The organism is Gracilimonas sp., assembly GCF_014762685.1.
Classification (GTDB): Bacteria; Bacteroidota; Rhodothermia; order Balneolales; family Balneolaceae; genus Gracilimonas.
Window position 1 is genome coordinate 360,749 of record NZ_JABURM010000005.1, and the last position, 26,965, is coordinate 387,713.

The following is a 26,965-nucleotide window of genomic DNA, read 5'->3' on the forward strand; positions in this document are numbered from 1 at the left end:
TTTTTTGCTTTATGATTTATTGAATACCATGTTAACGATTGATGGGGAGAGGTGTTCCTGATTTTTTGTTTTTTTAAATGCTTTAACTTCATCGAGGTAATCAATAGAAATGTAGTATTACTTAGTAATGATTTTGATTCAGCCTGATGCAGTGAGGTTCATGTATGCCGTGAGTAATTAGTCTCTGACTTCTATCTTCTCATAGCCAATCATCGTAAGGAAAAAAAGAATTGTCATAAGGCCATGGTTGGTTATTTCGGCGGCCCGGCCTGTATCTCTTCCAACTTACTCATAGCCCGGTCTTTCAGGTTATTAAATTGATCCTCAGGAATATGTCCGGCAGTAAATTGATGGTAAAGCCACACAATGTAGGTGGCCATTACATCTTCGTAGCAATAATGTTCAATAAGGTCGAGCTCGCCACGCCGGAACATGGCTAATACTTCATTTCCTTCCCCGGTTTGCTTGAATGGAATACCGATAAGCTGGCCTAAATGCTTTAGCTTGGGCCATGAACTTGCGCCATAATTACTGAATTCATCCACCAGATCAATATTATGGCGGCTATAGCGGTAGCGTATGTCATAATCGTGCATGCGCAGCGGCATTTGAAGTCCGTGTTTCATAGCTCGATAAGTAAGTACGGGGATATCAAAACCTTTGCCATTGTGGTGGATCAGTCCAAAATCCTTATAAGTGCCAATAGCATCAAAAACCTGCTTAAGGCCTTCCTTTTCATCTTCTCCACTCCAGGCCACTTTCTGCTTGGGGCCGCCTGTATTTTCGATCCACAATCCTACCCAGGAGACCATACGATGATACATGGGAGGAAGGAAGCCGGACGCATTTCTGGCAAGTTCCTCGCTTGCTTTTTCCAGCAGTAATTCTTCATCGGAATCCTGATCGGCCAATACGCGACGAATAAATTCAAAATCCGGAACAGTCTCTACATCAAAAATGAAAAACATAATATTAGGTGCAAGGTTTTAGGTTCAAGGTGCAAGTTTTTAGGCTCAAGAAACTACTTGAACCTTGTGCCTTTCTTTTTGCACCTTTTTTTACAGTTCCCCGACAATGGACTGTTGGAACAACTCCTCAATATCGGTTTTGGAATCGTAATGTGCCAATAAAAACATGAGCTTTGTAAGAGCAGCTTCCAGCGTCATATCGTTGCCGCTGATGGCGCCGTGTTTGAGAGCGGCACGTCCGGCTGTGTACTGGGTCAGGTCAACAGAGTCGAAATCAGCTTGTGAAACAATAGCAACGGTTACATCATGGTCACGACATTTATCCAAAAAGGGAAGCAGACTGTTTTTCCCTTTAATACAGAAGTTTCCGCTTCCAAAAGCACGAATGATAACAGCGCGGATTTTTTTCAGATTCAAACCTTCCAGCAATTCGGGATTTAAATTGGGATGGGCAGTAAGTACAAAAACTTCATCCGAAAACTTTGCTGCATTTTTAAAATCCCCTGATCCGAACTCTGCTGAAACACGCGTTTCAATCTGAATACCGATATCAGCCAATGGAGAGAAGTTGGGCGACCCGAAAGCATCAAAATCTCCTATGCTCATTTTTGTAGCACGATTTCCGCGATACAATGCATCGTTGAAACAAATGCCCACTTCTTTGAAAGGCATGGTTGCCAGTTCAATAGCATTCACCAAATTACGCCGGGCATCACTGCGGATACTGCTCATTGGTAATTGACTCCCGGTAAATATTACCGGCTTGTCCAAATTATTTAATCCAAAACTGAGAGCTGAAGCGGAATAAGCCATGGTATCGGTTCCGTGCAATATCACAAACCCGTCAAAATTTTCATATTCCTGTTCAATGCAATCGGCAAGTTGAATCCAGTGGGATGCATTCAGATCTGAACTGTCTTCGAAAAACAAAGGAATAGTGTTGATTTTTGCGATCTCATTCAGCTCAGGAATCTCTTCATAAAGAATTTTGGACCAGGCCTCGGGATCAAGTTCAACCCCGGCTCCTTTGGCGTTCATGGCTATGGTTCCGCCGGTTTGTATCAATAATATTTTTTTCATGTTGATTTATTCGTGCTTCCGATTATTTTTGATCTTCACATACTGTTCAAGAAGTATGAGTACTGTTCATTGATTTTGTGGCGCAGAGATGTAGCCCTTTGACAAGTTAAAACCTGTTATTAAGAAAACACACTTGAAACTTTGCCACTAAAGCTCGAAAACACTGAGTATAAATTATTTTCGTGCTTTAGTGTTTTGGTGGCACTTTAAAAAGGAGTAACCATGAAAGTATACAATCCTACCCGTATTCGTAATGTTGTTTTGCTGGGGCATTCCGGCTCCGGAAAAACAACGCTGGCCGAAACGATGCTTTTCGAGGCCGGAGCCATCAACCGACGAGGTTCGGTAGAAGAAAAGAATACCGTTTCTGATTATTACCCCTTGGAAAAAGAGAAGCAGAAATCTATTCATTCTTCTTTTATGAATTTAGACTGGCGCGGGCACAAAATTAATCTTATTGATACCCCGGGGACGGCAGATTATATCGGAGAAGTAGCAGGAGCCGTTCGTATAGCCGATACAGCCATTTTTGTCTTAAATGCGGAACAGGGAGTGGAGACAGCCACGAATTCACTCTGGAAATATGTACATAAATATAACGTACCGTCAATGTTCATGGTGAATAAGCTAGACAGTGATCATTCTGATTTTTGGAAAACGGTAGATGAGGCTCGCGAACAATTTGGCCGGGAAGTGACGGTAGTTCAATATCCATTTAGTGAAGGGCAAGATTTTCATGCAATTATTGATGTATTGCGCATGACCATGTATGAGTTTCCCGATGGTGGAGGGAAACCGGATAAACTTCCAATACCGGATTCCCAGCGTGCTCAGGCGGAAAAATTACATCAGGAATTGGTAGAAACTATCGCTGAAAATGATGAAACGTTGATGGACATCTATTTTGAACATGGTGAATTGGATGAGGAACAAATGCAGCAAGGCTTGCATATTTCGTTGGTAAATGGACAGATGTTCCCGCTCTTTTGCTCGAGTGCTTCCCGCAATATGGGCACCGGCCGGGTGATGGGATTTTTGGATGATGTGGCTCCGAATCCTCTACAGGGTAATCCGCCTAAAAAAGAAGACGGGGAAGAGTTTGCATTAGATCCGGAAGGAAAGCCCGTGATGTTTTTATTTAAAACACATTCAGAATCTCATGTAGGGGATTTGATTTACTTTAAAGTATATGGAGGCACCATTCGTCCGGGAATGGATTTGGTTAACAGTTCTAATTCAACTTCAGTGCGTCTCGGAAGCCTGTTTTTAACGGAAGGGCATAAGCGTATTGAAATAAATGAAATTCAAACCGGTGATATCGGTGCTGTGGTTAAACTGAAAGACGGCGAAGTAAATGATACCCTTCATGAAAAAGGGCATGATGTAAAGCTGGAGGCGATTGAATTTCCACCGACAACTATACGCACAGCGGTGAAATTAAAAAAAGAAGGAGAGGAAGATAAACTCGGTCATGCGTTGCACCAAATTCACCGTGAAGATCCTTCGGTGGTGATCGAACATAGCCAGGAACTGCGGCAGGTAATTATTCACGGGCAGGGTGAAGAGCATTTAGGGGTGATTGAAGACCAGCTTAAAAACCGTTTTAAGCTGGATGTTGAGTTCATTACCCCAAAAATTCCATACCGCGAGACGATTACTAAAGGAGTAAGGGCATACTATAAACATAAAAAACAGTCCGGCGGTGCGGGGCAGTTTGCCGAAGTTCACTTGCTAATTGAACCTTATACCGAAGGCATGTCTACCCCTGATGATCTGAAAGTGCGGGATGTGCAAGAGCATGATCTGCCGTGGAGCGGGAAGCTGGTATTCCAGAACTGTATCGTAGGTGGAGTAATCGATAATCGTTTTATGCCTGCCATCCTGAAGGGAGTGATGGAGAAAATGGAAAACGGGCCAATGAGCGGTTGCCGTGCCAGGGATATCCGTGTTTCTGTTTATGACGGTTCCATGCACTCGGTGGACTCTAATGAGGCAGCATTCAAAACGGCAGCCCGAATGGCTTTCCGCGACGGCTTCATGAAAGCGAATCCACAACTTATGGAGCCTATCTATGAGATAGAAGTTAATGTTCCCGCAGATTATATGGGAGACGTGATGAGTGACCTCAGTACGCGTCGAGGACAGATTCAGGGCATGGATGGGGAAGGCTCAATTCAAAAAATCAAAGCTCATGTTCCCCTTGAAGAATTGGATCATTATTCAACTCGACTCAAGTCTATGACACAAGGCAACGCCACATATACCCGGCAGTTTTCTCATTATGCCCAGGTTCCCCATGATGTACAAGAGCGGGTGATCAAGGAAAACTTACAGCCGGAGGAGGCCTGAAGAATATCGAATAATGAATTATCAATATTTAAGGTTGAAGTATTTTTTTAGTCCTTACATACCCAAAAAGCCGGTTAATATGCAGTGAATTATTGGTCTTTTGGCCGTTGGGGTGATTTTTCTTCTTTCTTGGGAAACATGCTCGAAGCACCAATCGAAATGATTAAAGCCAGCCCTACAAAACCAAGGGCGTATGGGGTGGGAACATGGAAAAATTCAGCCAGCAGCATCTTGACTCCTACAAAAGAAAGTATGGCGGCCAGTCCGTAATGAAGATAATGGAACAATTTCATCACCCCGTTTAAGGCAAAATAAAGAGCTCTTAATCCTAATATGGCAAAAGCATTAGAGCTGTAGACGAGGAACTCATCGGTGGTAATAGCCAGGATAGCAGGAATCGAATCGATGGCAAATACAAGGTCAGTAGTTTCAATCACAATCAACACCACAAAGAGTGGGGTGGCCATGAGCTTGCCATCTATTCTGGTAAAAAAGTTCGGTCCGTCAAATTTATTGGTTACCGGGATTAATTTCCTGGTGAGTTTAAGCAGGGGGTTGCGTTCCGGGTGTACTTCTTTTTCAAGTTCAAATGCCATTTTTATGCCGGTATAAACCAGGAAGGCACCAAAAATATAGATGATCCACTCAAATCGTTCAATGAGGGCTACACCTAAGAAGATGAACAGAAATCTCATCACCAAAGCTCCGAATATTCCCCAAAAAAGAACTTTATGTTGAAATTTTGCCGGCACTCCGAAATAAGAGAATACCAGGATAAAAACAAAGATATTATCTACACTGAGCGACTTTTCAATTAAATACCCGGTAAAGAAATCCAGCGAGCTCTGCGGGTCCATATAAAAATAAAGCCCGATTCCGAAAACCACCGACAGGGCAATCCAAATGCCGGTCCAGACCAACGATTCCTTAATGCTTATCTCATGTTCTTTGCGATTGAAAACAGCAAGATCCACGATCAACATAGCTACAATAAAAATGTTGAAGTAGATCCAAAGGGTAAGGCTGTGTTGCATTTTATTCGATAACCATCGCTTTATCCTCAGAAACTAACTCCTTAGGAATGGAATCTTTAATGACCCCGGCAAAAGCCTCTATCAAATTCTTTTTCAAAAACTCCCGGCTATACACCAACCTGATTTTCCGTGAAGGAACCGGATCTTCAAATTCTTTAACAACACCATTCTCACAGCGGGTATCATAGTCGTTCATAGCAAGATAGGGCATTAAGGTTATTCCAAAATCCTGCTCCACTAAACGTTTCAAGGTTTCGAGATTTCCACTTTCAAAAATGATGGGGGCTTTATTGCGCTTTTCATTATTCTTTTTGCAGATTTTCATGGTTTGATCACGAAAACAGTGTCCTTCATTCAATAACCAAAGATCTTCTTTGTACAAATCATCAATGCAGAGTTTATCTTTTTTGACAAGCTCGTGGCTGGAACTTACATAACCCAGAAATGGCTCCAGAAAAAGGTCTTGTTCAAACATGTGTTGCTCGGTGGGAGTAGCGATAATACCCACATCAAAATAATCTTCATTCAAGCCTTTGAGTACTTCAGCAGTCAGGGCCTCCTCAAAAATGAGTTCTACATCCGGATATTTATTTATAAAGGGCTTGAGAAAAAGCGGAACCAGATATGGGGCAATAGTTGGAATGATTCCCACCCGGAAAGTTCCTTTTAATGAATCTCCCTGTACGGCTACCATATCTTCAATATGTTTGGCCCCGCTGAGAATCAGTTTTGCCTGTTTAACAATTTCTTCACCCATGGCAGTGGGAACAACCGGAGATTTCGAGCGATCAAAAATTAATACGCCGAGCTCATCTTCCAGCTTTTGGATTTGCATGCTGAGCGTAGGTTGGGTGATATATATTTTTTGGGCTGCCGTTGCAAAATGCCGGTACTTGTCAACAGCAACAATGTAAGAAAGTTGGGTAAGAGTCATTTTTTTAAACTAATTGAACTATAAAGTAAGGAATCCTTTTTTAATATTACGAAGCGATAAAATAGAACTTTAAAAATTAAAAGTAAGATTCTTGAAGAAGCATATTTTTATATCAGGCCGGGTTCAGGGAGTAGGCTTTCGTCATTTTACCAAGAAAAATGCAGAAGCATTGGGTGTAAAAGGGTGGGTTAAGAATTTACCGGATAAAAGAGTAGAAGCCATTTTCCAGGGCAGTGAAGAAAAGGTGGATGATCTTATTCAGCGCTGCAAAAAAGGCCCGGTGGCGAGTTTCGTTCAGGATATTAAGGTAAGGGATGCAAAAGATGAAACTGTCTATAAATCATTTGAAGTGAAACTATAGCAAAAAAAGAGTGGGTTTGGTAAAAGATATATTTATTTGATCTGATCGTAATACTTCAGAAGTGTTACCACATCCTCTTCCGACTTGAGGCGGAGTTTATTCGATTTGGCAAAATCGTCAAGAGCATTTTTTTGATCACCTATGTCATTTAGGATGTTTCGTTTACGTAAACGGGTTTTGGTCAGTTCACCGTCTTTCATCAAAAAATAGGTAATGGTTTCATCATATTCGCTGTAACGCTTGTTGGTAATGAGGTCACGCCCGCTGTTTCGAACAAAGATCGTTTCATGTTGGGCCAAAAACCTGGTTTTACCGTTATATACCACACGAAGCAGATCGAAAGGATGAATCCCAAATTCTTGATCTGATATGCCTGTAACGAATTCCTGAGTCTTGTTTCCTGATTCATCCACAAATTGAAAACCACGAACCTGGTTTGGATCATAAGCTTTCATCACGTCTCCGTCTTTGAAGATGATCTTATTTTCATACGTATTGTAGTTGATATTGTGAATTTCAGTGAGGCTGTTATCACGTAAAATAACTCTTCCGGGTGTCCATTCATCCCGATACCACTGGGTCCCTCTCACTTCCTCATTGCTTCCCTGTACGATCGGTGTCTCGCTGTTCCAGATATCCACATGTACGTTGGTACCTACCGTAGACTGGGCAAATACCGATGATCCCATCAGAATAAAGAACAGGATAAACACAGTAGTTTGGGAGGATGGGTAATGCTGAGGAGTAATCATTTGGCTTTTATTTGTGTGATCACTTATTGTAGTACCTTCATAATAAATAAAACATAGTTAGAAGAGAAATATTTCAAAATGTGGATAACTCGTTTGTAAATAACTTCGACTTGTAGACTAATGAATAGTATATTCAAACTCAGAAGTTCTACTCCAACAAAGGGATTACATGTACCTGATTTTTGATACAGAGACCACGGGATTACCTCAAGATTTTTCAGCCCCGATCACTGATTTAGATAACTGGCCACGGCTTGTTCAGCTTGCATGGCAGCTCCATGACCATACCGGGAAGCTCCTCAACAGCGGGAACTATATTGTGAAGCCGGAGGGGTTTACCATTCCTTTCAACTCAGAGAAAATTCACGGTATCTCCACTGAACGTGCCCATGAAGAAGGGGTAGAGTTGGATTTTGTGCTCAAAGAATTTTCCAAGGATATCAATAATGCGTACTTCCTGATCGGGCATAACGTCAGTTTTGATGAGAAGATCATGGGGGCAGAATATCTTAGGAAGAAGATCTCGTCTGCCATCTTAGATAAACCCAAGATCGATACCAAGATCGATGGGACAGATGTGGCCAAGATCGAAGGCGGAAGGGGCGGAAATTATAAATGGCCGTCCTTAGGTGAACTGCATCACGCCCTTTTTGATGAAGGTTTTGAAGATGCCCACGATGCTGCTGCTGATGTGGAAGCTACCGCACGGATTTTCCTTGAGATGGTTCGGACCGGTGCTACTAAAATCAATTTCCCGATGGATGCCAAACTGTATGAGTCGGCACAAAGCTACATGAAGCGGGAAGAGTATATCGATCTTGTTTCTCCTTCAAGATTCAAAACAAAGCAGTCAGAGGAACAGCTGGCGGCTCAAAAAAAAAGTGGAAGCGAAGAAGAGACAACTGGTAGCGAGGTAATTGAGCAGGCTACCTTTACGCATCTCCATAATCATTCCAAATATTCGGTACTTCAGGCAACAGCCGGAATTAAAGAACTGGTAAGCAAAGCCAAAGATGAAGGTATGAACGCGGTGGGCCTGGCGGATCTTGGCAATATGTACGGGGCTTTTGCCTTTGCTGCCGCGGCTCATAATGAAGGCATCAAACCCATTATTGGATGCGAGTTTTATGTGGTTGAAGATCGTCTTCAAAAGAAATTCACCCGCGATAATAAAGACCGACGCTATCAGATTCCGATGTTTGCCAAGAATCAAAACGGGTATAAAAACCTCTCCAAATTAAGTTCTATTGGTTTTACCGAAGGGTATTACTACAAATATCCGCGGATTGATAAGGAAGTGATTGCAAAATATTCGAAAGATGTTATTTGTTTGAGCGGTGGTGTTCGGGGCTGGCTAGCCGACCTTATTCTTAATAAAGGACAGGAGTTTGCCGAAGAGGAACTACAATGGTGGATGGAAACATTCGGGGATGACTTTTATCTGGAGGTACTGAATCACGAGCTGGAAGAGGAAAAGCGTGTAAATGAAGTGTTCAAGTCTTTTTCCGAGAAATATGGGGTAAAGTTGGTTGCCACCAACAATGTGTTTTATCTGGAAGAGGAAGATGCCAAAGCACATGATGCCCTGATCTGTATAGATGATGGCGAACTCATGAGCACTCCTAAGGGCAAGGGGCGGGATTTCCGTTATGGTTTTCCAAACGATGAGTTTTATTTCAAAACACAGGAGCAAATGAAAGAGCTCTTCGTGGATATGCCGGAGGCTATTGCCTCTACCCAGGAGATTGTTGACAAAATTGAGCCCATCAAGCTGGAACGGGAAGTTATTCTTCCGAATTTTGAGCTTCCGGAAGGTTTTGAAACGGAAGATGAATATTTGCGCCATCTTACCTATGAAGGAGCTAAACCAAGGTATAAAGAGATTGATGATGAGGTAACTGAACGCATTGAACGAGAGCTGGGTATCATTGAGAAAATGGGTTTCGCCGGCTACTTTCTGATTGTACAGGATTTTATAGCTGCAGCGCGGGATATGGGGGTTTATGTGGGGCCGGGACGTGGTTCGGCAGCAGGTTCAGTTGTCGCGTACTGTACGGGCATCACTAATATTGATCCGTTGGAATACGACCTGCTTTTTGAGCGATTCTTGAACCCCGAGCGTGTGTCGATGCCTGATATTGATATTGATTTTGATGATGACGGCCGACAGCGTGTAATAGAATATGTAGTGAATAAATACGGCAAAGATCAGGTTGCTCACATCATCACTTTTGGCTCGATGGCTGCCCGTTCTTCGGTGCGTGATGTAGCACGGGTACTTGATTTACCTTTGTCTGATGCCGACCGTATTGCCAAGCTGGTACCCGAACGGCCCGGTACAACTTTAGATGATGCATTTTCTGAAGTCAAAGAACTGCGCCAAATCAGAGATGGGGAAGGCCTTGAAGCCGAAACCCTCAGAATGGCACAGGTACTGGAAGGATCAGTCCGGAATACAGGTATTCATGCAGCCGGGATTATTATTGCCCCTGATAAGCTGACCGAATACATCCCTGTAAGTACGGCTAAAGATGCTGATCTCTACGTAACCCAGTTTGACGGCAGTGTAATTGAGAATGCCGGGATGCTGAAAATGGATTTTCTGGGTTTGAAGACACTGTCTATCCTGAAAACAGCCATCGGCTATGTAAAAGAAAATTTCGGAAAGGAATATGACCTGGATACTATTCCGCTGAACGATGAAAAGACCTATAAGCTGTTTCAGCAAGGCGGAACTTCGGGAATTTTTCAGTTTGAAAGTGAGGGGATGCGCAAGCACCTCAAGAACCTGAAGCCCACCGGCATCAATGACTTGATTGCGATGAACGCCCTGTACCGCCCCGGCCCGATGCAGTTTATTCCGGATTATATTGAACGAAAACACGGGCGTGAAAAAGTAGAATACGATCACGAAGATTTGATTGAGCTGCTGGAGCCGACCTATGGTATCATGATTTACCAAGAGCAGATCATGAAGGTGGCGCAGCGGATGGGGGGCTACTCGCTGGGTGAAGCGGATGTACTTCGCCGGATCATGGGTAAGAAAAAACCGGAACTGCTTCCGCCTGAAGAAGAGAAATTCGTAAAACAAGCGGTCGAGAAAGGCTATGATGAGAAAACAGCTAAACAGGTGTTTGATAAGATGGCCATGTTTGCGGGTTATGGATTTAATAAGTCCCACTCGGCCGCTTATTCGGTAGTAGCTTATCACACCATGTATTTTAAGGCGAATTATCCCGCTGAATACATGGCGGCAGTGATGACGCACAACATGAGCGATATCAAAAAAGTAGCGGCATTTATTGAGGAATGTCAGCGCATGAATATTCCGGTAGATCCTCCGAATATTAATACTGCCCGTGGGAAGTTCAGGGCGAAAGACGGACGGGTTCAGTATGGAATGTCGGCGATTAAGGGAGTGGGATCATCGGCCATTCAGCATATTGTAGAAGAACGGGAGGAAAATGGAGATTTTGCATCCATCTTTGATTTTTCCACCCGTGTTGATTTGAAAGTCTGTAATCGAAAAACACTGGAAAGCCTGATTATTGCCGGCGCCTTTGATACGCTGAATGAAAACCGGGCTCAGCTTCACCATTCAGTTGAGGATATCCTTTCTTATGCTGTGCGCAAACAGGAAGAAATTCGATTAAATCAGGGAAATTTGTTTGGAGGGGAAAGTGGTGGAACCGGATCGCAGGAACCGAAATTGAGGGAAGTATCACGGTGGACGCAAATTGAACGCCTCAATAAAGAAAGAGAATTGATCGGGTTTTACCTAAGCGGACATCCGTTAAGCCGGTTCAAAGAAGAGATAAGGTTATTTGGCAAACAGAATTTAAGTGATGACGTGTTTGGACAATTGTCTGACCGCTCCACGATTCGATTTATCGCTATTATAACAGGGGTAAAACGTGTGACCGATAAAAAAGGCCGGCCTTTTGCTTTCCTTCAGGTGGAGGATTTAAATAATTCCACCGAAGTTATTGCCTTTAGCAAAACCTATGACCAATACATGGGATTGCTTCAACCTGATAATGTTCTTTTTATTGACGGAGTGGTAGATACCCGGGGCGGGGAACCTAAAGTAATTGCCAATTCCTTTGAACGGGTTGAAAACCTTCGTGAAAAATTTCAGGAGCAGCTGAACCTGAGAATTGACTTAAAAACTTCAGACCTCAAAAAAGATGACCTGAAGCAGGTAGAGACCTTGTTTTCCCTGAATAAAGGAAATACACAAGTACGATTTTCGATACACAGTAAAGAAGCAAATGCGCCCATTCGCATGAACGTTCGGAATTTTGTGGTAGAGCCAAATGATGAGTTACTTCGGGGATTGCGGGATGTGCTGGGGGAGGAGGCCGTCCAATTGGTTCATGGAACATAACCTTCACACTCTTTGCGGCAGAAAAGCCGGAAAGATAGGAGAATCGTTTCAGTAAGTGATATTTCTTTAACCCACAGTACCAATAGTGAAAAAGAACTCATAAACCCCCGCTATCAACCTAATAATTTAAAAGAATGTGTATTGTTGAATGAATTATCCCGATATTTGTTAACAGATTATAGAAAACCCAATAAAGTTAAACTAAAAGCATTATGGCGAAACCAATTGAATTTACAGACAGCAACTTTGACGAAGAAGTACTGAAATCAGATAAACCGGTTTTGGTTGATTTCTGGGCAGAGTGGTGTGGTCCATGCCGAATGATTGGTCCGATTGTTGAAGAATTGGCCGGTGAATATGAAGGCAAAGCAAAAATCGGCAAAGTAGATGTAGACAGTAATCCTGAAATTTCTGTGAAGTATGGAATTCGCAGTATTCCTTCTTTGCTCATTTTTAAGGACGGTGAAGTAGTGGATCAGATTGTGGGCGCAGTTCCAAAATCACACCTGACCAAGCAATTGGAAGCTCAGGTAGCATAAACAGTACCATTTCTTAAAAGAAATTAAAGCGATACGGGCCGTATCGCTTTTTTTTGTGCATTTTAACAATGCTTTTTAAGCGAAAGAATGCTTAGCCCTCGTTAGCATTCATCTTGTGTATTATTCAAATATATCTGCTGAAAGCTCTGTGGTGGAGCGCCCTACGGCTTCACAGGATTACTGGCCTCATCCCCAATCACGGTAACCCATTCGCGTACTTCCCACTTTTCAACCAGTCCGTTTTTTACGTAAGGGTCATTTTTGGCAAAATTTTCAGCTGCCTCGGGAGAATCTCCTTTGAACAATAAAACAGCTCCATCCACAGGATCTTTCAGGGCTCCGCCTTGAATTAATTCTCCCCGGTCATAAGCATCCCAGGCCAGTTGTAAATGTTCGGAACGGAATTCTCCCCGGCGTTGGAGGTAATCGGGGGTAGTATCGTAAATAAGCAGGTAGTGCATGGTTCTTATTATTCAGGCAATTCAAAAACCAAGGTAAGCTTGGTACCGTCCTCGGAGTAACTTACTTCATCGGCATATTCTTCCATTAGGAATACTCCACGCCCGCCGGTTTTAAGCAGGTTTTCTTCAGCAAGGGGATTGGGGAGTTCGTCACGATCAAACCCTTCTCCCTGGTCCTCGGTATTAAAAAGTAATTTATTGTTGTCTCGATATGCTGATATTTTCACGGTTTTGGATTCATCCAGCTGATTTCCGTGAACAATGCCATTAGTAGCCGCTTCTGAAACAGCAAGCATCATTCGGGCATAGAGTTCGTCATTAAAGCCAAGATCATCTTGTAAACCGGTAAGAAGCCCTTCAACTTTTTCTACTTCTTCATAAGTAGAATTTAGAGTAAGTGTCTGTAATAATTTCATCCTTTAAGCATAAATACCACGCAATTTCAGCGTTGTGGCCACTCGGTCGATGGCATACACATAAGCTGCCTGACGTAGTGTTATACTATACTTTTCACTTACCATAAACAAGTTGTCGAACGATTCTCTCATCATACGGTTGAGTCTGCGATTAACACGTTCCTCCGTCCAAAAATAACCGTGTCGATCCTGAACCCACTCAAAATAAGAAACGGTTACTCCGCCCGCATTTGCAAGAATATCCGGAATTACCATAATTCCTTTTTCTTCCAAAATCTTATCCGCATTAGCAGTTACCGGTCCGTTGGCACCTTCAGCAATAATTTTAGCATTTATTTTAGGGGCGTTTTCTTTATTGATCTGATCTTCTTTGGCGGCAGGGATCAATACTTCACATTCAAGTTCTAAAAGATCTTTATTGGAGATCTTTTCCGCTCCTTCAAATCCTTCCAACGAATTTCCATGCGTTTGGGTGTAATGAATGGCTTCAGGAATATCGATGCCATCTTTGTTGTAATAACCACCGCTAATGTCGCTAATGGCAATAATTTTTGCTCCTTGTTCATACATTAGTTGAGCCGAGACAGAACCTACATTTCCAAATCCCTGAACTACAACGGAAGTATCACTGGGAGATATGTGCAGTTTACCAAGAGCAGCTAAGGTACAGGTTACCACTCCCCGGCCGGTGGCTTCTTTACGCCCCTTTGATCCTCCCAAAATAATTGGTTTTCCGGTTACCACGGCCGTTTCCGTTTTTTTCTGCTTCATACTGTAAGTATCCATGATCCATGCCATGGTTTGCTCATTGGTATTCATATCGGGAGCAGGGATGTCTCGATCCGGACCAAATACATCCAGCATATTTGCGGTATAGCGACGGGTTAGGCGCTCTAATTCAGATTGGGAAAGCTCTTTTGGGTTAACCCGGACACCACCTTTTGCTCCTCCGAATGGAACATTTACGACTGCACATTTCCAGGTCATCCAGGCAGCCAGGGCTTTTACTTCGTCAATGGTGACATCATCGGAATAGCGGATACCACCTTTTGAAGGGCCTAAAATACTGTTGTGAATTACACGGTAGCCTTCAAATACTTCGATGCGTCCGTCATCCATAGTAACAGGAATAGAAACCATAATTACTTTTTCGGGACTGGATAGATATTTGAATACCCCTTCGTCTAAATCAAGAATTTCAGCTGCAAAACGAAAGCGTTCCATCATGGAAGCAAAAGGGGAGTCATGTGCTATATGAGGAACTGGTTCTTTATAATAACTGCTGGAGATAGAGTCTTTTTTTGACATCGTCTGTATTTGAATAAAATTTGTTTATGAATCGCTGAAAAAGCGGTTCCAAATTTAAAAAAGAATCTGCAAAACTATTGCAGTTTTCTGTAAAAAAAGACGATGAGATTTTACGGCAACTAAAATTTCATAGATAAAGCAAGTCCGGGTGTGGTGGTTTGAGTAGAAGGATCGTAAAGCTGTGCCGCGGTTACATTAAATCTTGAAGGCTCTTCCTGTTTTCCGGCTTTGAAAAAACTATACCCGTTAAAAACCACATGATCATGCTATTTTTATTTAAGGATAAAAAATAAAATCGGAAGCATGTTTCATTGTTATCTAATTGTTAAGTATCCGGTTTTTTGGATTCTCATAACACTGTCTTAACATTTAATCTTTACCCTTGCCTGTAAATCAGCACACATAGTAATAAATTAATGTCAGATACGCAGCCTAAACCAAATGATCAGAGCCCGATTGAAACCTTCATTCCTACGGGGTTCTATGATGTTATAAAACAAGAGCGCAATTTCATTGGCTTAATCGGCCTTTTCTTTTTCATTTCCGGAGTTGTATTCCCTTATGCTGAACTTGCCATGTGGGTAGGTTTTGTTTTTGCAGGATATTCCGCCATTGCTAACGACAGTATACAAACCATCGGTACCTTCCTGGCTTCCAATATGGATAAAAAGTGGTGGGTACTTTGGCTTTGGATTGGAGGGATCTTTCTGGTTACGGTAACAGCCAGTTTCTATATTTATGATGGGGATGTAACTTATCAGCGGTTGACCTCCAAAGGTTTTTCCGATGCCCCAACCGAGTTTTCATTTTTACAGGTAGCGGCTCCGGTCTTTCTATTGATATTGACCCGAATGAGGATGCCGGTTTCCACTACCTTCTTATTATTGAGTTGTTTTGCTACTTCAGCAGAAGGTATTACATCGGTACTGGGTAAAAGTTTACAAGGTTACGGACTAGCGTTAATAGCAGGTTTAGCCGTTTGGTTGATTGTTACCAATACCCTCGAAAAGAGATTTAATGGTAAGCCACATAAGATTTGGCTGCCTCTGCAATGGATAATATCAGGAACATTATGGGCTGTTTGGGTAATGCAGGATGCGGCTAATATTGCCGTATACTTGCCCCGGTCACTTGATTTCTCCCAGTTTTTAGGCTTTAGTTTATTCATCTTTTTTGGATTGGGGTTATTATTCTACTTGAGGGGCGATAAGATTCAAGAAATCGTTACAGAAAAATCAAGAGTAACGGATGTTCGTTCAGCAACCATTATTGATTTCGTATATGCTATACTCTTAGTCTATAAACTAACGGTGAGCACAGTACCGATGAGTACAACCTGGGTGTTCCTGGGACTGCTTGCCGGCCGTGAGATTGGAATGAGTATTATGGATGGTAAAGAAGAAGGAAGGCCCATGGGTAAAGTATTTGCGATGGTATTTAAAGATCTGAGTTATGCTTTGATCGGACTGATTGTTTCCATTGTTCTGGCCATTTCAATAAATGACAGTGTAAGGCAGGAATTGTTGCAAATGATTGGGTATTGATATTTAAAAGCAAATATCTCATACTAAGGCGTGCTCGCATCGGCGAGCACGCCTTTTTTTTGTTTTGTAAATTACAGGCTTAATGATAGCAATAATTGATATATCATCAACGGTAACTAAACTGAACTCACAATGAATGCGAATGTATTGGTTCTTAACCAAGATTATCAGCCTTTGAGTATTTGTTCTGTTCAGCGCTCAATGAAGTTGATTTTCCTGGAAAAGGCTGAATTACTTCATGATGACCCGGAGAAGGAACTGCGTACCACACGTAAGTCTTTTCAGTTTCCATCCGTAATCAGGCTTCGGAATTATATCAGGGTGCCGTACGCAAAGATCGTTTTATCCCGAAGAAACGTGATGCGCCGAGATGATTTTATGTGCCAGTATTGCGGTAAAAAATCGGATCTTACAATTGATCATATCATTCCTAAAAGCCGGGGCGGAAAAGATTCATGGGAGAACCTGACGACGGCATGCGATAAATGTAACGTCCGGAAGGGAAACCGCACACCCAAGGAAGCACAAATGCCGCTTAAAAGTAAGCCGTACCGACCCATTCCCATTACCTTTTTTCGGGATTCAAATGGTGGAGTACAAGAGCCCTGGAAACCTTACTTATACATGACCTAGATTCAATCTTCCGGAATCAGTCAAATACCAAAGGCTTATACCCTTTATTCATATATGTGGTAAACACGGTAAGCATCGAGAGCCCTTTTGTTACTTGAGGGTTAATCTCATCAAATCCATATTCACGGGCAAGTAACGATTGTCCGCATACATAAATCTCTACTCCGGCTTCATTTAAAGTATCAATTAACTCGAGATTTGGGTTATTCAGCTTATACCGTTTCTGATAGGCTTCGTTATTAATTACGATGTCAGTGGCCCCGCCATGAACTACAACAACCACACTCAGGCTCTCCTCTTTAACTCCACCTAAACCATGTAAATTCATCATTCTGGCAACATTATTAAGTCCTGGGTTCAAACTCTCTTTATCTTGCTGTAAGGTCTTTAGGTCGATCACAATATTATATTCCATGTCTGGATTTGGATTGACCGACTCCGGAATCTCGTAAATTCCACCAAAGTTTTTAATAATGGGAAAGTGGGCTTCTTGAGCAAATATGTTTGAAGTAAATAAAAATAAAGGAAGCAATAGAAGGAGGGTTCTCATGAAACAGTGATTTAACAGTTTTTTGAATTTGGAACAGTTTACTGAATTCAGTCTATGATATCCATAGTCACTAACAATTATCAGGGATCGTCCTTCACAAAAAAAAGTCTTATCTTTAGACTTCACTTACGTCAAGAAGCAGTTTAAAATAACCTTTTCTATGAGTAAAAAAGGCAGAGTATTAGTAGCCATGAGTGGCGGTGTTGATTCCTCCGTAGCAGCAGTTATGTTGCAGGAGCAAGGCTATGAAGTCATCGGCATCACGATGAAAACGTGGGATTACCATCGCAGTGGCGGTAAATCAGACAAAGAAACCGGATGTTGCACGGTAGAGTCTATGAACGATGCTCGTCACATCGCCGTAAATCATGGTTTTAAGCACTTCATTGTAGATATAAGGGAAGAGTTCGGCGATTGGGTGATTGACCGTTTTGTGGACGATTATTTAGGCGGAAGAACCCCGAATCCATGTGTGCTTTGCAATACCCACATCAAGTGGGCCGCTTTGTTGAAGCGAGCTGATAATTTAGGATGTGATTTTATTGCAACCGGTCATTATGCCAAGGTGCGTGAAGAAAACGGACGCTATGTTATATCGCGCGGGCATGATCCTAAAAAAGATCAATCTTATGCATTGTGGGGAGTAGCGCAAAAACATCTGGCTAGAACTATTTTTCCGCTTGGAACGTACCCAAAAACTGAAATCCGTCAGATTGCGGAAGATCATGGATTACTCAATGTGGCAAATAAGCCGGACTCCTATGAAATTTGTTTCGTACCCGATGACGATTATCGCCGATTTCTACGCGACCGTGTAGACGGATTGGAAGAAAGAGTATCCGGCGGTAAATTTGTGGATAAAAATGGAAATGTGGTTGGAGAGCATGAAGGTTATCCATTCTATACCATAGGTCAAAGAAGAGGCCTGGATTTGGCTATGGGGAAGCCGGTATATGTAACCCATATTGATCCTGTTACCAATACTATTACCATTGGTGAAAAAGAAGATCTGGTCAGCTCTACATTGATAGCAGGTGAAATGAATCTCATTAAGTATGACAAGATTCCTGAAGATGAAATGGAGATTACAGGAGCGATTAGATACAATGATGACGGAGCTATAGGATATCTATCACAAATCAGTGAAAATCAAATGAAAGTACACTTTCCGGCGGGTCGTGAGGCGATTACACCGGGGCAAGCCATTGTCTGCTATGAAGGGAATGATGTAGTAGCCGGCGGTTGGATTAAGAAAGTGAATGTGGGTATGGATGATTTAATTCCGGCCTGAGTATTTTATTTGCGTAACAACTTCTACCTTTGAACGTTACAAATCCATCTAATTAATCAAAAAAGAATTACAATGATAAAAAGACGCTTATTTATTTCTGTATTTGCACTGTTTATGGGCATGTTTTCAACGACCATTTACGCTCAGTTTGAGGGGCAAATTTCTATGAATGTGTATAGTGAAGATGACGGAGAAACTGAAGTAAATGAACTGAATTTGTATGCCACGGCTGATCGAATTATGATCAAAGGAGAAGAGAATTTCGATGTTATGGATAAAATGAGCACAGACGGTTTATTGATTCGAAACGATCTGAAAGATTTTATAATAATGACCGGGAAAAATCAGGCTTTGCAGGTAACTAAAGTTGAAATTGAAGGATTGGTTGAAATGCTGGCCAGCTGGAGCGGAGAGTCTGAAAAATCAAGTAATGCTCCATCAAAAACCGATTACAGTTTTTCAGATAGAACTCAAACGATTCTTGGTTACGAGACAGCCGAAATGATTGTTCGGGATACTGAAAACCCGGAAAAACACCTGTCAATTTGGTTAGCACCGGATATTGATATTGACTGGGGGATGATGGCCGAGCGATGGAATAACATGCCGGAAAGTGTAGACGCTGAAATCAATGGAGTTACTCAGGACGTTATTTTTAAAGGAAAAAACTTCCCTTTATTAATAGAGGCAGTTGACGGGAACGAGAGGACCAAACTGATGGAAGTAAGCAAGGTAAATAAATCAAGTGTTGCCAAGGCGATGGTAGAAATTCCGTCCGGCGTGACATTGATGAGTTTTAAAGATTATGTTTTTAAGATGATGATGGAGCAGTAATTATCATTTTTTCCAAAATGGAGGGAGCTATTCAGATTGAGCAGCTCCTTTTTTTATTTCAATACTTTTTGAATTTCCTCAGCGCCTTTTATGGGTTGTTCGCAGGTGAAGCCTTCACAAACATATAAGGTTGGTTCACCTTCAATCTTTTGTTGGGAAGCAGTATAGGGTGCACAATCTGCTAATTCATTACGGTTATCCTTGTCTATTATATGGTTAACAGAAAAGGGCCTGAAATGGCTTTTCAGGGCTTGCAAGAGCGTTGCCTTTTCATTTGAGTCAACAATCAAAGAAAGCTCTTTGGTATCAGCATTTAAAAACTGAATGGATTGGATTCCCTGACAAATGCTTGCACCTGAACGGATTAAATCGGCTGAAAAAGCTTTCCCGATTTTGTCGGCGTATTCCTCTAAATTTGTATTCCCCGTTAAGCGACTCAAGCGTATCAAATTCATCATCGCAACGGAATTTGAGGAGGGAATAGCTCCGTCAAAGATCTGCTTTTGCCGTCCATAAACCTGGTCTTCATCTGAAACACTAAAATAAAAACCACCTTTATCTTCATCCCAAAATAAATCCAGAAAATGCTGATTCCATTTCAGTGCCTTTTGCAAATACTCGGGTTTAAAGGTAGTCTGGTATAATTCAATTAAGGCCCAAATAAGAAATGCATAATCATCCGCCATGGCAGGAATAGCTGCTTCTCCATCTTTAAAGCGATGTAGCAATTGCCCGTTTTTTATTAAATGTTTCTGAAGAAAACGGTATGCGGTTTCAGCCGTTTCTTTAAGTTTCTCTTCATTGAGGGCAAACCCGGCTTTAGCTAGGGCGGCAATCATGAGCGCGTTCCAGTCGGTAAGAATTTTATCATCCAATAAAGGATTAATACGTTGCTCTCGTTTTTCAAACAATGTTTTTCTGATATCCGTGAACCACGAATATTCATCATTATTCAGTATTTCAGGCAGGTGAGGGATGTTTTTTCCGGTCAGTTTTTTTGTGGCTTCATCCTTGAAATTTCCCTCTTTGGTGATACCGAATAATTCTGCAAATTTTTCATAATCATTTTTGGTAAGCACTGACTCCAGTTCATCATTTTCCCATACATAAAATTTTCCCTCTTCGTCCTCAGTGTCTGCATCTTCAGCCGAGTAAAAAGCTCCGTTTGGATGTGTTAAATTTCGCTCCAGGTATTCAGCTATTTCATATACCGTTTGGTGAAAGAGGGGATGCCGGGTGGCTTGCCAGCCTTCGGTATAGGCCATCATCATCAAGGCTTGATCGTAAAGCATTTTTTCAAAATGAGGGAGCAGCCATTCCCGATCAGTTGAATATCGATGAAAGCCAAATCCAATATGATCCCAAATACCACCTAAACGCATTTGAGTTAATGTTTTGGAAACCATTTTCAGTAAGCGATCTTCTTTCTTTATTTTCCATTGGCGAAGTAAAAACATCAGGTTGTGTGGGCTTGGAAATTTTGGAGCTTCTCCAAAACCGGCATATTCCTGATCAAAACGTTTAACAAGTTGTTCTGCAGCAAAGTCCACGGCTTCCATACCCGGGAAATTTCCACTTTCAAAGTCCTGTGATTTTGTAAACCCTTCCCTGATTTTTGCGGTGGCTTTTTCAACACGCTTTGGTTCGTTCTTCCACATCCCGGCTACTCCGGGGATCAGCTGGCGAAGCCCAATGCGATTAAATCGCGCTTCTTTAGGAATATATGTACCCGCAAAAAAAGGTTCCTTGTCGGGGGTCATAATAATGGTTAACGGCCAGCCGCCGTGGCCGGTAAGCATCTGGCAAACCGTCATATAAGTACTGTCAATATCCGGGCGCTCTTCGCGATCTACTTTTACATTCACAAAAGCATCGTTCATGAGTTTTGCGATTTCCGGGTCTTCAAAACTTTCATGCGCCATTACGTGGCACCAGTGGCAAGTGGCATATCCAATAGACAAGAAGACGGGCTTGTTTTCTTTTTTGGCTTTTGTAAAGGCTTCCTTGCCCCATGGATACCAATCCACCGGATTATCAGCATGTTGTTGTAAATAAGGACTTTTTTCTGAAGCGAGTTTATTCGGCATCAAAATCTTTTTTAAAACGTTGGCTGTAATCTACAATAAAGCGGTCGTATTTGGATCCCATCAGTGGGGATGTAATCAGAAAATCAGCTGAAGACCGGTTACAGGCCATCGGGATGTTATACACAATACTAATTCTCTGAAGTGCTTTCACATCCACATCATGGGGTTGGGCTTGCAAAGGATCCCAGAAAAAGATCATCACATCGATCTCGTTTTGAACTATAGCAGTTCCGATCTGAAGATCGCCTCCCAAAGGACCGCTTTTAAATCTGAACACAGGCAAGCCTGTTTTTTCTGAAACCAATTTTCCGGTAGTTCCGGTCCCAAACAGGTTGTGATTTGAAAGATGTTCGCTGTTATATTCAGCCCAATCCAGCAGGTCCATTTTACGATGATCGTGAGCGATTAGTGCGATATTTTTCTTGGGCTTCATGGGCTGAACGGAATCAGCAATGGAGGGATGCATTTTTTTTGCAGACATAATGTAATCTTGTGTGAGTAATGATCACTCAAATATGCGAAGAGCTGGACAATTAAAAAAACCTATGAAGATAGAATTAGGGATAGTTGTAATTTGAGTAAAAAACTGGCTCCATCAATTTATAAAATAAGTAAAGAATTAAATTAAAAATGGGTCAAGACAACTTAAGGAAATTTAAAAATCCGTAAGTTGTTGAATGCCAATTAATAACAAATATGTTTACCGTTCAAGAATTACAGAGGCCAAATTCAGGCAGTTTTTGAAGCTTTTTTGTCTGGATTTGACAGCCACTCAGATAGCTGAATTGACCCATCTGAGTCGTAATTCTGTGAACAAGTATTTGAAGGCGATTCGTGGTCGCATTGCTGAGCTTTGCGAGAGCGAATCTCCTTTTAGTGGCCAAGTTGAAGTCGATGAATCTTACTTCGGTGCCCGTCGGGCCAAAGGCAAACGAGGCCAAGGAGCCCGAGGTAAAACCATTGTCTTCGGAATCTTTAAACGTAATGGAAACGTGTATACAGAAATTGTCCCAGATGCCTCGAAAAAGAGCCTTCAACGTGTTATTCGGGGTAAAGTGAGTCCCAATAGCATCATACACTCTGACGGGTGGAGAGGCTATAACGGACTGGTGGATCTGGGCTATGCCAAACACCTTCGGTTTAATTATCGTAAAGAAAATATTTATCCAAAATTGTTAACATACATCCGTCAAGAACCGCTTAAGTTGTTTTGACCCTTAAAAATTTATTTATAACATACTTAATGTTAATCAAATATTTGTTCAATTTTTGAATTCATGTTATGATTAAAATCCTTAATAGATTTATAGGATGAAAGCCTATAAAGTAAAGAATCATTTCTTTCAATGTTCATAATACCGATAGTTGAGGCATTAACATGAAATTTATTCTTTAATATTAATACCTGAGGGATAGCACCTTCCCCGTCAAATTTATTCCATATATAATTATCTACTCCTAAATTATACCAACCAGCTCCAGCTATAATTTCATCGTAAGGTCCTGATTTATTTAAGAATTCCACGCCCCTAGTACTATTAACCTCAACGGAAATACCAGTAGTCATCAATCTAAAATCATGAAGTTTAGAAACTTCTCTTAATCTATCCTTCATTACTTTTATTTCTTTATGAAGTGAGTCATTACAAGCAGCACAATCAGCAGAACCTATATATACGAGATGAAAATAATCTCCTCCAGTAAAATCGGTAATATCGGTTTGTGCATAATTCTGATCTGTAGATTGATTAAAGTATATGGTACCGAAAAGTAACCCTATTATAAAAATTAATATAAATAATATTTTATCTTTCATTTTAAAATGTAATTATGAATTGATAAAGTATCGTTTTTTAAATGCATAATATTATGTTTGCTAAACCATATATTTTCATCATTTAAATCTATACTGCCAAGAAATGAATATTTGTCTTTTAACAAATCGATTAGGTAGAAGTCTTTATTCTCGTCCCAAATTATTCCATATTCATTTAAAGATCTATTGGATAAATGGCGAATTGAAACAATTATTTTGCCATTATTGAGGACTGTTATGTTATCCAGAAAACTCCAGTCTTCAACATTAACAAATAATTCATGATTTTGAGTATTGTATTTATGTTTGGAATTCACAAAGTCCTTAAAAATGTATCTTTTGAAAAGCTCTTTATTTTTTAAAAAATACAATTCAGGAATTTTATCATAATAATGTAGATAAAAATGTTGATTGTCTATTTTTATATTTTTAACACTCCCTTTTTCAAAAGGTTGTATTAACATCCAGTTATTTTTTGTTTTATAAAACTCTCCAAAAGAGTTCATTATCTCACCACTTTTATTTATAAAGTGTAGGGGATTAATTGAATTGGAACTTGAATTTTCCCCCTGAGATAATGAACTAAATAGACCGAGGACTAAAAAATTTTCGTTATAAGTAGTTAAAGAACTTGGTTGTATTTTATTTAAACTAATTGATTTTTCAAATTCACATGAAGGGTTTTGACAATCAAAAATATTTATTCTCGAATCCTTTGTTGAGACATATATTTTTTGATTTTTTATATGGAAATCAGTTGGAAACATTAATTCACCAGGACCTCTACCAGATTTAGCTATTGAACTCCATAGTTTATTTTTTGAATCATACTCTAAAAAAGTATTACTAAGAGGATTTAATATTATTCCTCTTGTGGAATTTAGGCTACTATACTTAATAGAATTTAAATCGATTTCAGGCTTTTCAATGATAAAAGTGGAATCAAAATCGAAGTATTTTTTAAATGTTTTTTTTCCTAAAATACTCTCATCGGGCTTAATAATTTCTTCCTTTATGTCACTACTATACTCACGATTTATTTCAACAATGGGTACATCTATGCTTTCATAGGGAAATCTTTCTGGCATTGGATGAAACTCAAATGTTTCATTTTTGCAAGAAAGAATTACAAAAGATAAAAAGATAACTATGACTAATAATCTTGACATAACTTCCAATTTTAATAAAAAAAGTACCTGTACTAGGTACAGGTACTTTTAAATCTTATAGGTTTATTATTCTACCTCTGGGTCAGTTGGGCGATCCCCACATGGTTTAGTACTTGTACATGGTTCTTCACCATTTATTCCATAACAATCGGTGCCATTTTGGTTAGCATAACACTTTCCATTGTATTCATAACAATATTGATAGGTACAGGTACTTCTTGCTTCTGTATGTTGGTAGTTTGTAAAGCCAAAACTAAGAGCTATACCAAAATAAGTGAAGCGAAAAATTTGGCTACATTTGTTTTATTTAGTTTCATAATATCAATCTTTTAAGGGTTAAAGATTGATATTTAAATAAGAAAAAAAAAACAAAACTGGCAAATATTAAATTAGTGTATTCTTGCATTGTGGATATGTAATTTTATTTTAATCACAAACTCTTCAAATGAGATTAAGCGACACTATTGGGGAGCTGATAGCTTAGTATCATTTACTAAAGACTTGAAATAAAATCTTAGACACCCGATTCTCTACTTTTAACTGGTACATAAACGGGGAGGGGCTCAATCCCGTAACCGAACTCTAAATAACCAAGCGCATAGGGGGGCGTTCCAGGCGAATTTGTTTCACTTTAAACTCTTCATCATCAAAGCCTTTTAGTTCTTTTAAGCTTTCTTTTACAAAAAATGTATCGGAATGCTGGTCAAGATAAAGCTGTACATCAGGATGGTTGAAAACAGCTTCCGACACCATGATTTCTTTTTCAGAAGCCGCATCAACCAGGCGGGAAGCAATATTAACGGTGGTTCCAAAGTAATCAATGCGGCCGTTGAGATTTACAGCGGTACAATCTCCATAGTGAACCCCGGCTTTAATCTTAAATGCATTGCCAACCGAAGAGGAAGTAGTAAAAATTTGTTGAATACGTTGTACAGCTTTTAATGCCGATACCGGTTCCCAAAACACCGCCATCACAGAATCTCCGATGGTTTTCACAATACCACCTCGTTCTTCAGCCACTATCTGCTGTATAATTTTAAAGTGTCCCATCACTCTGCCAATAGCTGATTCATCGCCTTCTTTCACATACAGTTCGGTAGAATTCATTAAGTCGGTAAATAACATGGTAACTTCAGATGCTTTTACCTTACTTGTTTCTTTTAAGGTTTCCCTTGAAAACAGAGAGGTGAAATCTACTGATGAACTTACTTCGCTGGCGTAAATAGCTTCTTCTTTCCAGTTTAGCTTGTCAATAAAACATACCAGATTTTTGGAAGAATAATTACTGATGCTCAGATTGGGGGTGCGGGATATGACTATTTCCTGCCCGTCCAGTTCTTCATCTGTAATGAAAAATTTAACATTGTCGGCACCGTCATCCCTGACATGGAGTTTCAAATGCCCCTCATGATTATGTGTACGAAATAGATAGGTGCCCACTTCGAGCTCGAGTTGGGGATAGCGTTCGTCTCCGATACCTAAAGTTTGTTGAATTACACGGTGAGGTTTAGAACCCGGCCCTCCCAGGCAATACATTTTATCCGGGATTGTACGGATAAGGGGATGAGGTCTGAAAACGAGGTGCGTGTTTCGGTTAAAATCCATGGTATAATCGGAGTCGCAATCTTCACAGAAAAGATGGACTCTCGCTTTTTTCATTTTACGAAAATTATTTTTTGGAGACTTGCATTTAGGACAGCATACATCCCAGCTGAAGTCAAGCAAATCAAGCTTTGAGGCATGCAGAAATACATTGAGTACCGAATATTTTTTTTCACCCCAGTATTCGGCAAGAGCATAAGGGTGTATGCGTTTCAGATCTTCATCTTCTGCATACCTGATAAGGTGAATAAGCCGCTCAACGATACGCTTTCGTTTACTTTCTTCAATAAGCCTTTCTTTGAGAGTCTCTAATTTTCGATTTGCTCCACGGACTAATTTTTTGGGTTTAGATAACTCATACGGCTTTACATTGCCTGTAGCACTTTTTTCTATCTTCTGTAAATACTTATTGAGTCTGATTTTTATGACATAGTTGATATAAAATTTAACCAGATATGATAGGGCCACATTGGATGGAGTTACCCAAATTTTAACTATTAACTTTGTGCCTTCATCGGTAGGTATGCATTCTGTGTACAGTCTTAATTCTTTAAGTATACCCAGCTTGTAGTTTCTCTTCACTTCGTACCGATAAGGGGTTTCCCATGAATAGGGCTCCTCTGTCCACGTCATGTACGATTTTAAGCTATGATTGCTAAGTTCTAAATATCCTTTTGGAGTATTGCGAGATAGTGATGTTGTTTGGACAGGAGTTGCCCCAAGTTTTCTGAAAAGCCGATTAGTATCTGAGATATAGGGCCACAGCTGGTTGGGTGATGCCGCCAACTTGAAATTCCAAATATGTAATTGTTGTTGTCCTTCCTTCATAAATACTAATCGCGGTAACTCT

The 26,965-nt window shown here is 40.7% G+C and carries 23 protein-coding genes; 9 read left to right on the forward strand and 14 right to left on the reverse strand.

The window, feature by feature from the left end:
- Window positions 1-251: 251 nt before the first annotated feature.
- Window positions 252-968: a ribonuclease H-like domain-containing protein gene (locus tag HUJ22_RS01740; RefSeq protein WP_290872836.1), complete on the reverse strand. Its 717-nt coding sequence runs from the start codon at window positions 966-968 to the stop codon at window positions 252-254.
- Between the two features lie 90 nt (window positions 969-1,058).
- A complete protein-coding gene (locus HUJ22_RS01745; RefSeq protein ID WP_290872838.1) occupies window positions 1,059-2,048 on the reverse strand; it encodes an asparaginase in 990 nt (329 codons plus the stop codon).
- Window positions 2,049-2,270: 222 nt separating this feature from the next.
- Between HUJ22_RS01745 and HUJ22_RS01750 the strand changes: the two genes are divergently transcribed.
- Window positions 2,271-4,397: an elongation factor G gene (locus HUJ22_RS01750; protein WP_290872840.1), complete on the forward strand. Its 2,127-nt coding sequence runs from the start codon at window positions 2,271-2,273 to the stop codon at window positions 4,395-4,397.
- 89 nt (window positions 4,398-4,486) lie between these two features.
- Here HUJ22_RS01750 and HUJ22_RS01755 read toward each other — a convergent pair whose 3' ends face one another.
- Entirely contained in the window at window positions 4,487-5,431 is a 945-nt protein-coding gene (locus tag HUJ22_RS01755) for a TerC family protein (RefSeq protein ID WP_290872843.1), read from the reverse strand.
- A 1-nt stretch (window position 5,432) separates the two neighbouring features.
- Window positions 5,433-6,365 (reverse strand): hydrogen peroxide-inducible genes activator, encoded by a 933-nt coding sequence (locus HUJ22_RS01760; protein ID WP_290872846.1) that lies wholly within the window; start codon window positions 6,363-6,365, stop codon window positions 5,433-5,435.
- Between the two features lie 91 nt (window positions 6,366-6,456).
- Here HUJ22_RS01760 and HUJ22_RS01765 point away from each other — a divergent pair, with 91 nt between their 5' ends.
- The gene (locus HUJ22_RS01765; RefSeq protein WP_290872848.1) at window positions 6,457-6,726 is read left to right on the forward strand and encodes an acylphosphatase; all 270 of its coding nucleotides are present in this window, start codon (window positions 6,457-6,459) and stop codon (window positions 6,724-6,726) included.
- A gap of 32 nt (window positions 6,727-6,758) precedes the next feature.
- On the opposite strand, the gene HUJ22_RS01770 is transcribed toward HUJ22_RS01765, so the two are convergent.
- Entirely contained in the window at window positions 6,759-7,478 is a 720-nt protein-coding gene (locus tag HUJ22_RS01770) for a hypothetical protein (protein ID WP_290872851.1), read from the reverse strand.
- A gap of 169 nt (window positions 7,479-7,647) precedes the next feature.
- On the opposite strand from HUJ22_RS01770, the gene dnaE reads away from it, so the two are divergent.
- On the forward strand, window positions 7,648-11,865 hold the full coding sequence (gene dnaE / locus HUJ22_RS01775) for a DNA polymerase III subunit alpha (protein ID WP_290872854.1): 4,218 nt from the start codon (window positions 7,648-7,650) through the stop codon (window positions 11,863-11,865).
- Window positions 11,866-12,077: 212 nt separating this feature from the next.
- A complete protein-coding gene (gene trxA / locus HUJ22_RS01780) occupies window positions 12,078-12,404 on the forward strand; it encodes a thioredoxin (RefSeq protein ID WP_290872857.1) in 327 nt (108 codons plus the stop codon).
- 161 nt (window positions 12,405-12,565) lie between these two features.
- Here the strand turns inward: trxA and HUJ22_RS01785 are convergent, their stop codons facing one another.
- Genes HUJ22_RS01785 through HUJ22_RS01795 form a run of 3 tightly spaced genes read right to left on the reverse strand, consistent with a single transcriptional unit; the run spans window position 12,566 to window position 14,589 of the window.
- Window positions 12,566-12,865 (reverse strand): YciI-like protein, encoded by a 300-nt coding sequence (locus HUJ22_RS01785; protein ID WP_290872860.1) that lies wholly within the window; start codon window positions 12,863-12,865, stop codon window positions 12,566-12,568.
- An 8-nt stretch (window positions 12,866-12,873) separates the two neighbouring features.
- A complete protein-coding gene (locus HUJ22_RS01790; RefSeq protein ID WP_290872863.1) occupies window positions 12,874-13,281 on the reverse strand; it encodes an ATP-binding protein in 408 nt (135 codons plus the stop codon).
- A gap of 3 nt (window positions 13,282-13,284) precedes the next feature.
- Complete coding sequence (locus tag HUJ22_RS01795; RefSeq protein ID WP_290872866.1) at window positions 13,285-14,589, reverse strand: Glu/Leu/Phe/Val dehydrogenase; 1,305 nt, start codon at window positions 14,587-14,589, stop codon at window positions 13,285-13,287.
- Window positions 14,590-15,005: 416 nt separating this feature from the next.
- Here HUJ22_RS01795 and HUJ22_RS01800 point away from each other — a divergent pair, with 416 nt between their 5' ends.
- Together HUJ22_RS01800 and HUJ22_RS01805 are read left to right on the forward strand one after the other, a co-directional pair.
- Window positions 15,006-16,133, forward strand: coding sequence for a hypothetical protein (locus HUJ22_RS01800; RefSeq protein ID WP_290872869.1), 1,128 nt, complete (start codon window positions 15,006-15,008; stop codon window positions 16,131-16,133).
- A 201-nt stretch (window positions 16,134-16,334) separates the two neighbouring features.
- Complete coding sequence (locus tag HUJ22_RS01805; protein ID WP_290872871.1) at window positions 16,335-16,766, forward strand: HNH endonuclease; 432 nt, start codon at window positions 16,335-16,337, stop codon at window positions 16,764-16,766.
- Between the two features lie 16 nt (window positions 16,767-16,782).
- On the opposite strand, the gene HUJ22_RS01810 is transcribed toward HUJ22_RS01805, so the two are convergent.
- On the reverse strand, window positions 16,783-17,316 hold the full coding sequence (locus tag HUJ22_RS01810; RefSeq protein WP_290872874.1) for a DsrE family protein: 534 nt from the start codon (window positions 17,314-17,316) through the stop codon (window positions 16,783-16,785).
- A gap of 160 nt (window positions 17,317-17,476) precedes the next feature.
- Here HUJ22_RS01810 and mnmA point away from each other — a divergent pair, with 160 nt between their 5' ends.
- Both mnmA and HUJ22_RS01820 read left to right on the forward strand, forming a co-directional pair.
- On the forward strand, window positions 17,477-18,607 hold the full coding sequence (gene mnmA, locus HUJ22_RS01815; protein WP_290872877.1) for a tRNA 2-thiouridine(34) synthase MnmA: 1,131 nt from the start codon (window positions 17,477-17,479) through the stop codon (window positions 18,605-18,607).
- A gap of 72 nt (window positions 18,608-18,679) precedes the next feature.
- Complete coding sequence (locus tag HUJ22_RS01820) at window positions 18,680-19,441, forward strand: DUF4412 domain-containing protein (RefSeq protein ID WP_290872880.1); 762 nt, start codon at window positions 18,680-18,682, stop codon at window positions 19,439-19,441.
- Window positions 19,442-19,494: 53 nt separating this feature from the next.
- Here HUJ22_RS01820 and HUJ22_RS01825 read toward each other — a convergent pair whose 3' ends face one another.
- Window positions 19,495-21,528: a thioredoxin domain-containing protein gene (locus HUJ22_RS01825; RefSeq protein ID WP_290872883.1), complete on the reverse strand. Its 2,034-nt coding sequence runs from the start codon at window positions 21,526-21,528 to the stop codon at window positions 19,495-19,497.
- Complete coding sequence (locus HUJ22_RS01830; RefSeq protein ID WP_366870998.1) at window positions 21,518-21,961, reverse strand: methylglyoxal synthase; 444 nt, start codon at window positions 21,959-21,961, stop codon at window positions 21,518-21,520. Before HUJ22_RS01830 ends, HUJ22_RS01825 begins: the two co-directional genes overlap by 11 nt.
- A 244-nt stretch (window positions 21,962-22,205) precedes the next feature.
- Here HUJ22_RS01830 and HUJ22_RS01835 point away from each other — a divergent pair, with 244 nt between their 5' ends.
- On the forward strand, window positions 22,206-22,742 hold the full coding sequence (locus tag HUJ22_RS01835) for an IS1595 family transposase (RefSeq protein WP_290872889.1): 537 nt from the start codon (window positions 22,206-22,208) through the stop codon (window positions 22,740-22,742).
- A gap of 32 nt (window positions 22,743-22,774) precedes the next feature.
- Here HUJ22_RS01835 and HUJ22_RS01840 read toward each other — a convergent pair whose 3' ends face one another.
- From HUJ22_RS01840 to HUJ22_RS01850, 3 genes are all read right to left on the reverse strand, one after another.
- On the reverse strand, window positions 22,775-23,344 hold the full coding sequence (locus HUJ22_RS01840) for a hypothetical protein (protein ID WP_290872892.1): 570 nt from the start codon (window positions 23,342-23,344) through the stop codon (window positions 22,775-22,777).
- A complete protein-coding gene (locus tag HUJ22_RS01845) occupies window positions 23,341-24,513 on the reverse strand; it encodes a hypothetical protein (RefSeq protein ID WP_290872895.1) in 1,173 nt (390 codons plus the stop codon). Before HUJ22_RS01845 ends, HUJ22_RS01840 begins: the two co-directional genes overlap by 4 nt.
- Before the next feature lie 582 nt (window positions 24,514-25,095).
- A complete protein-coding gene (locus tag HUJ22_RS01850) occupies window positions 25,096-26,943 on the reverse strand; it encodes an adenylate/guanylate cyclase domain-containing protein (protein WP_290872898.1) in 1,848 nt (615 codons plus the stop codon).
- Window positions 26,944-26,965: the final 22 nt, after the last annotated feature.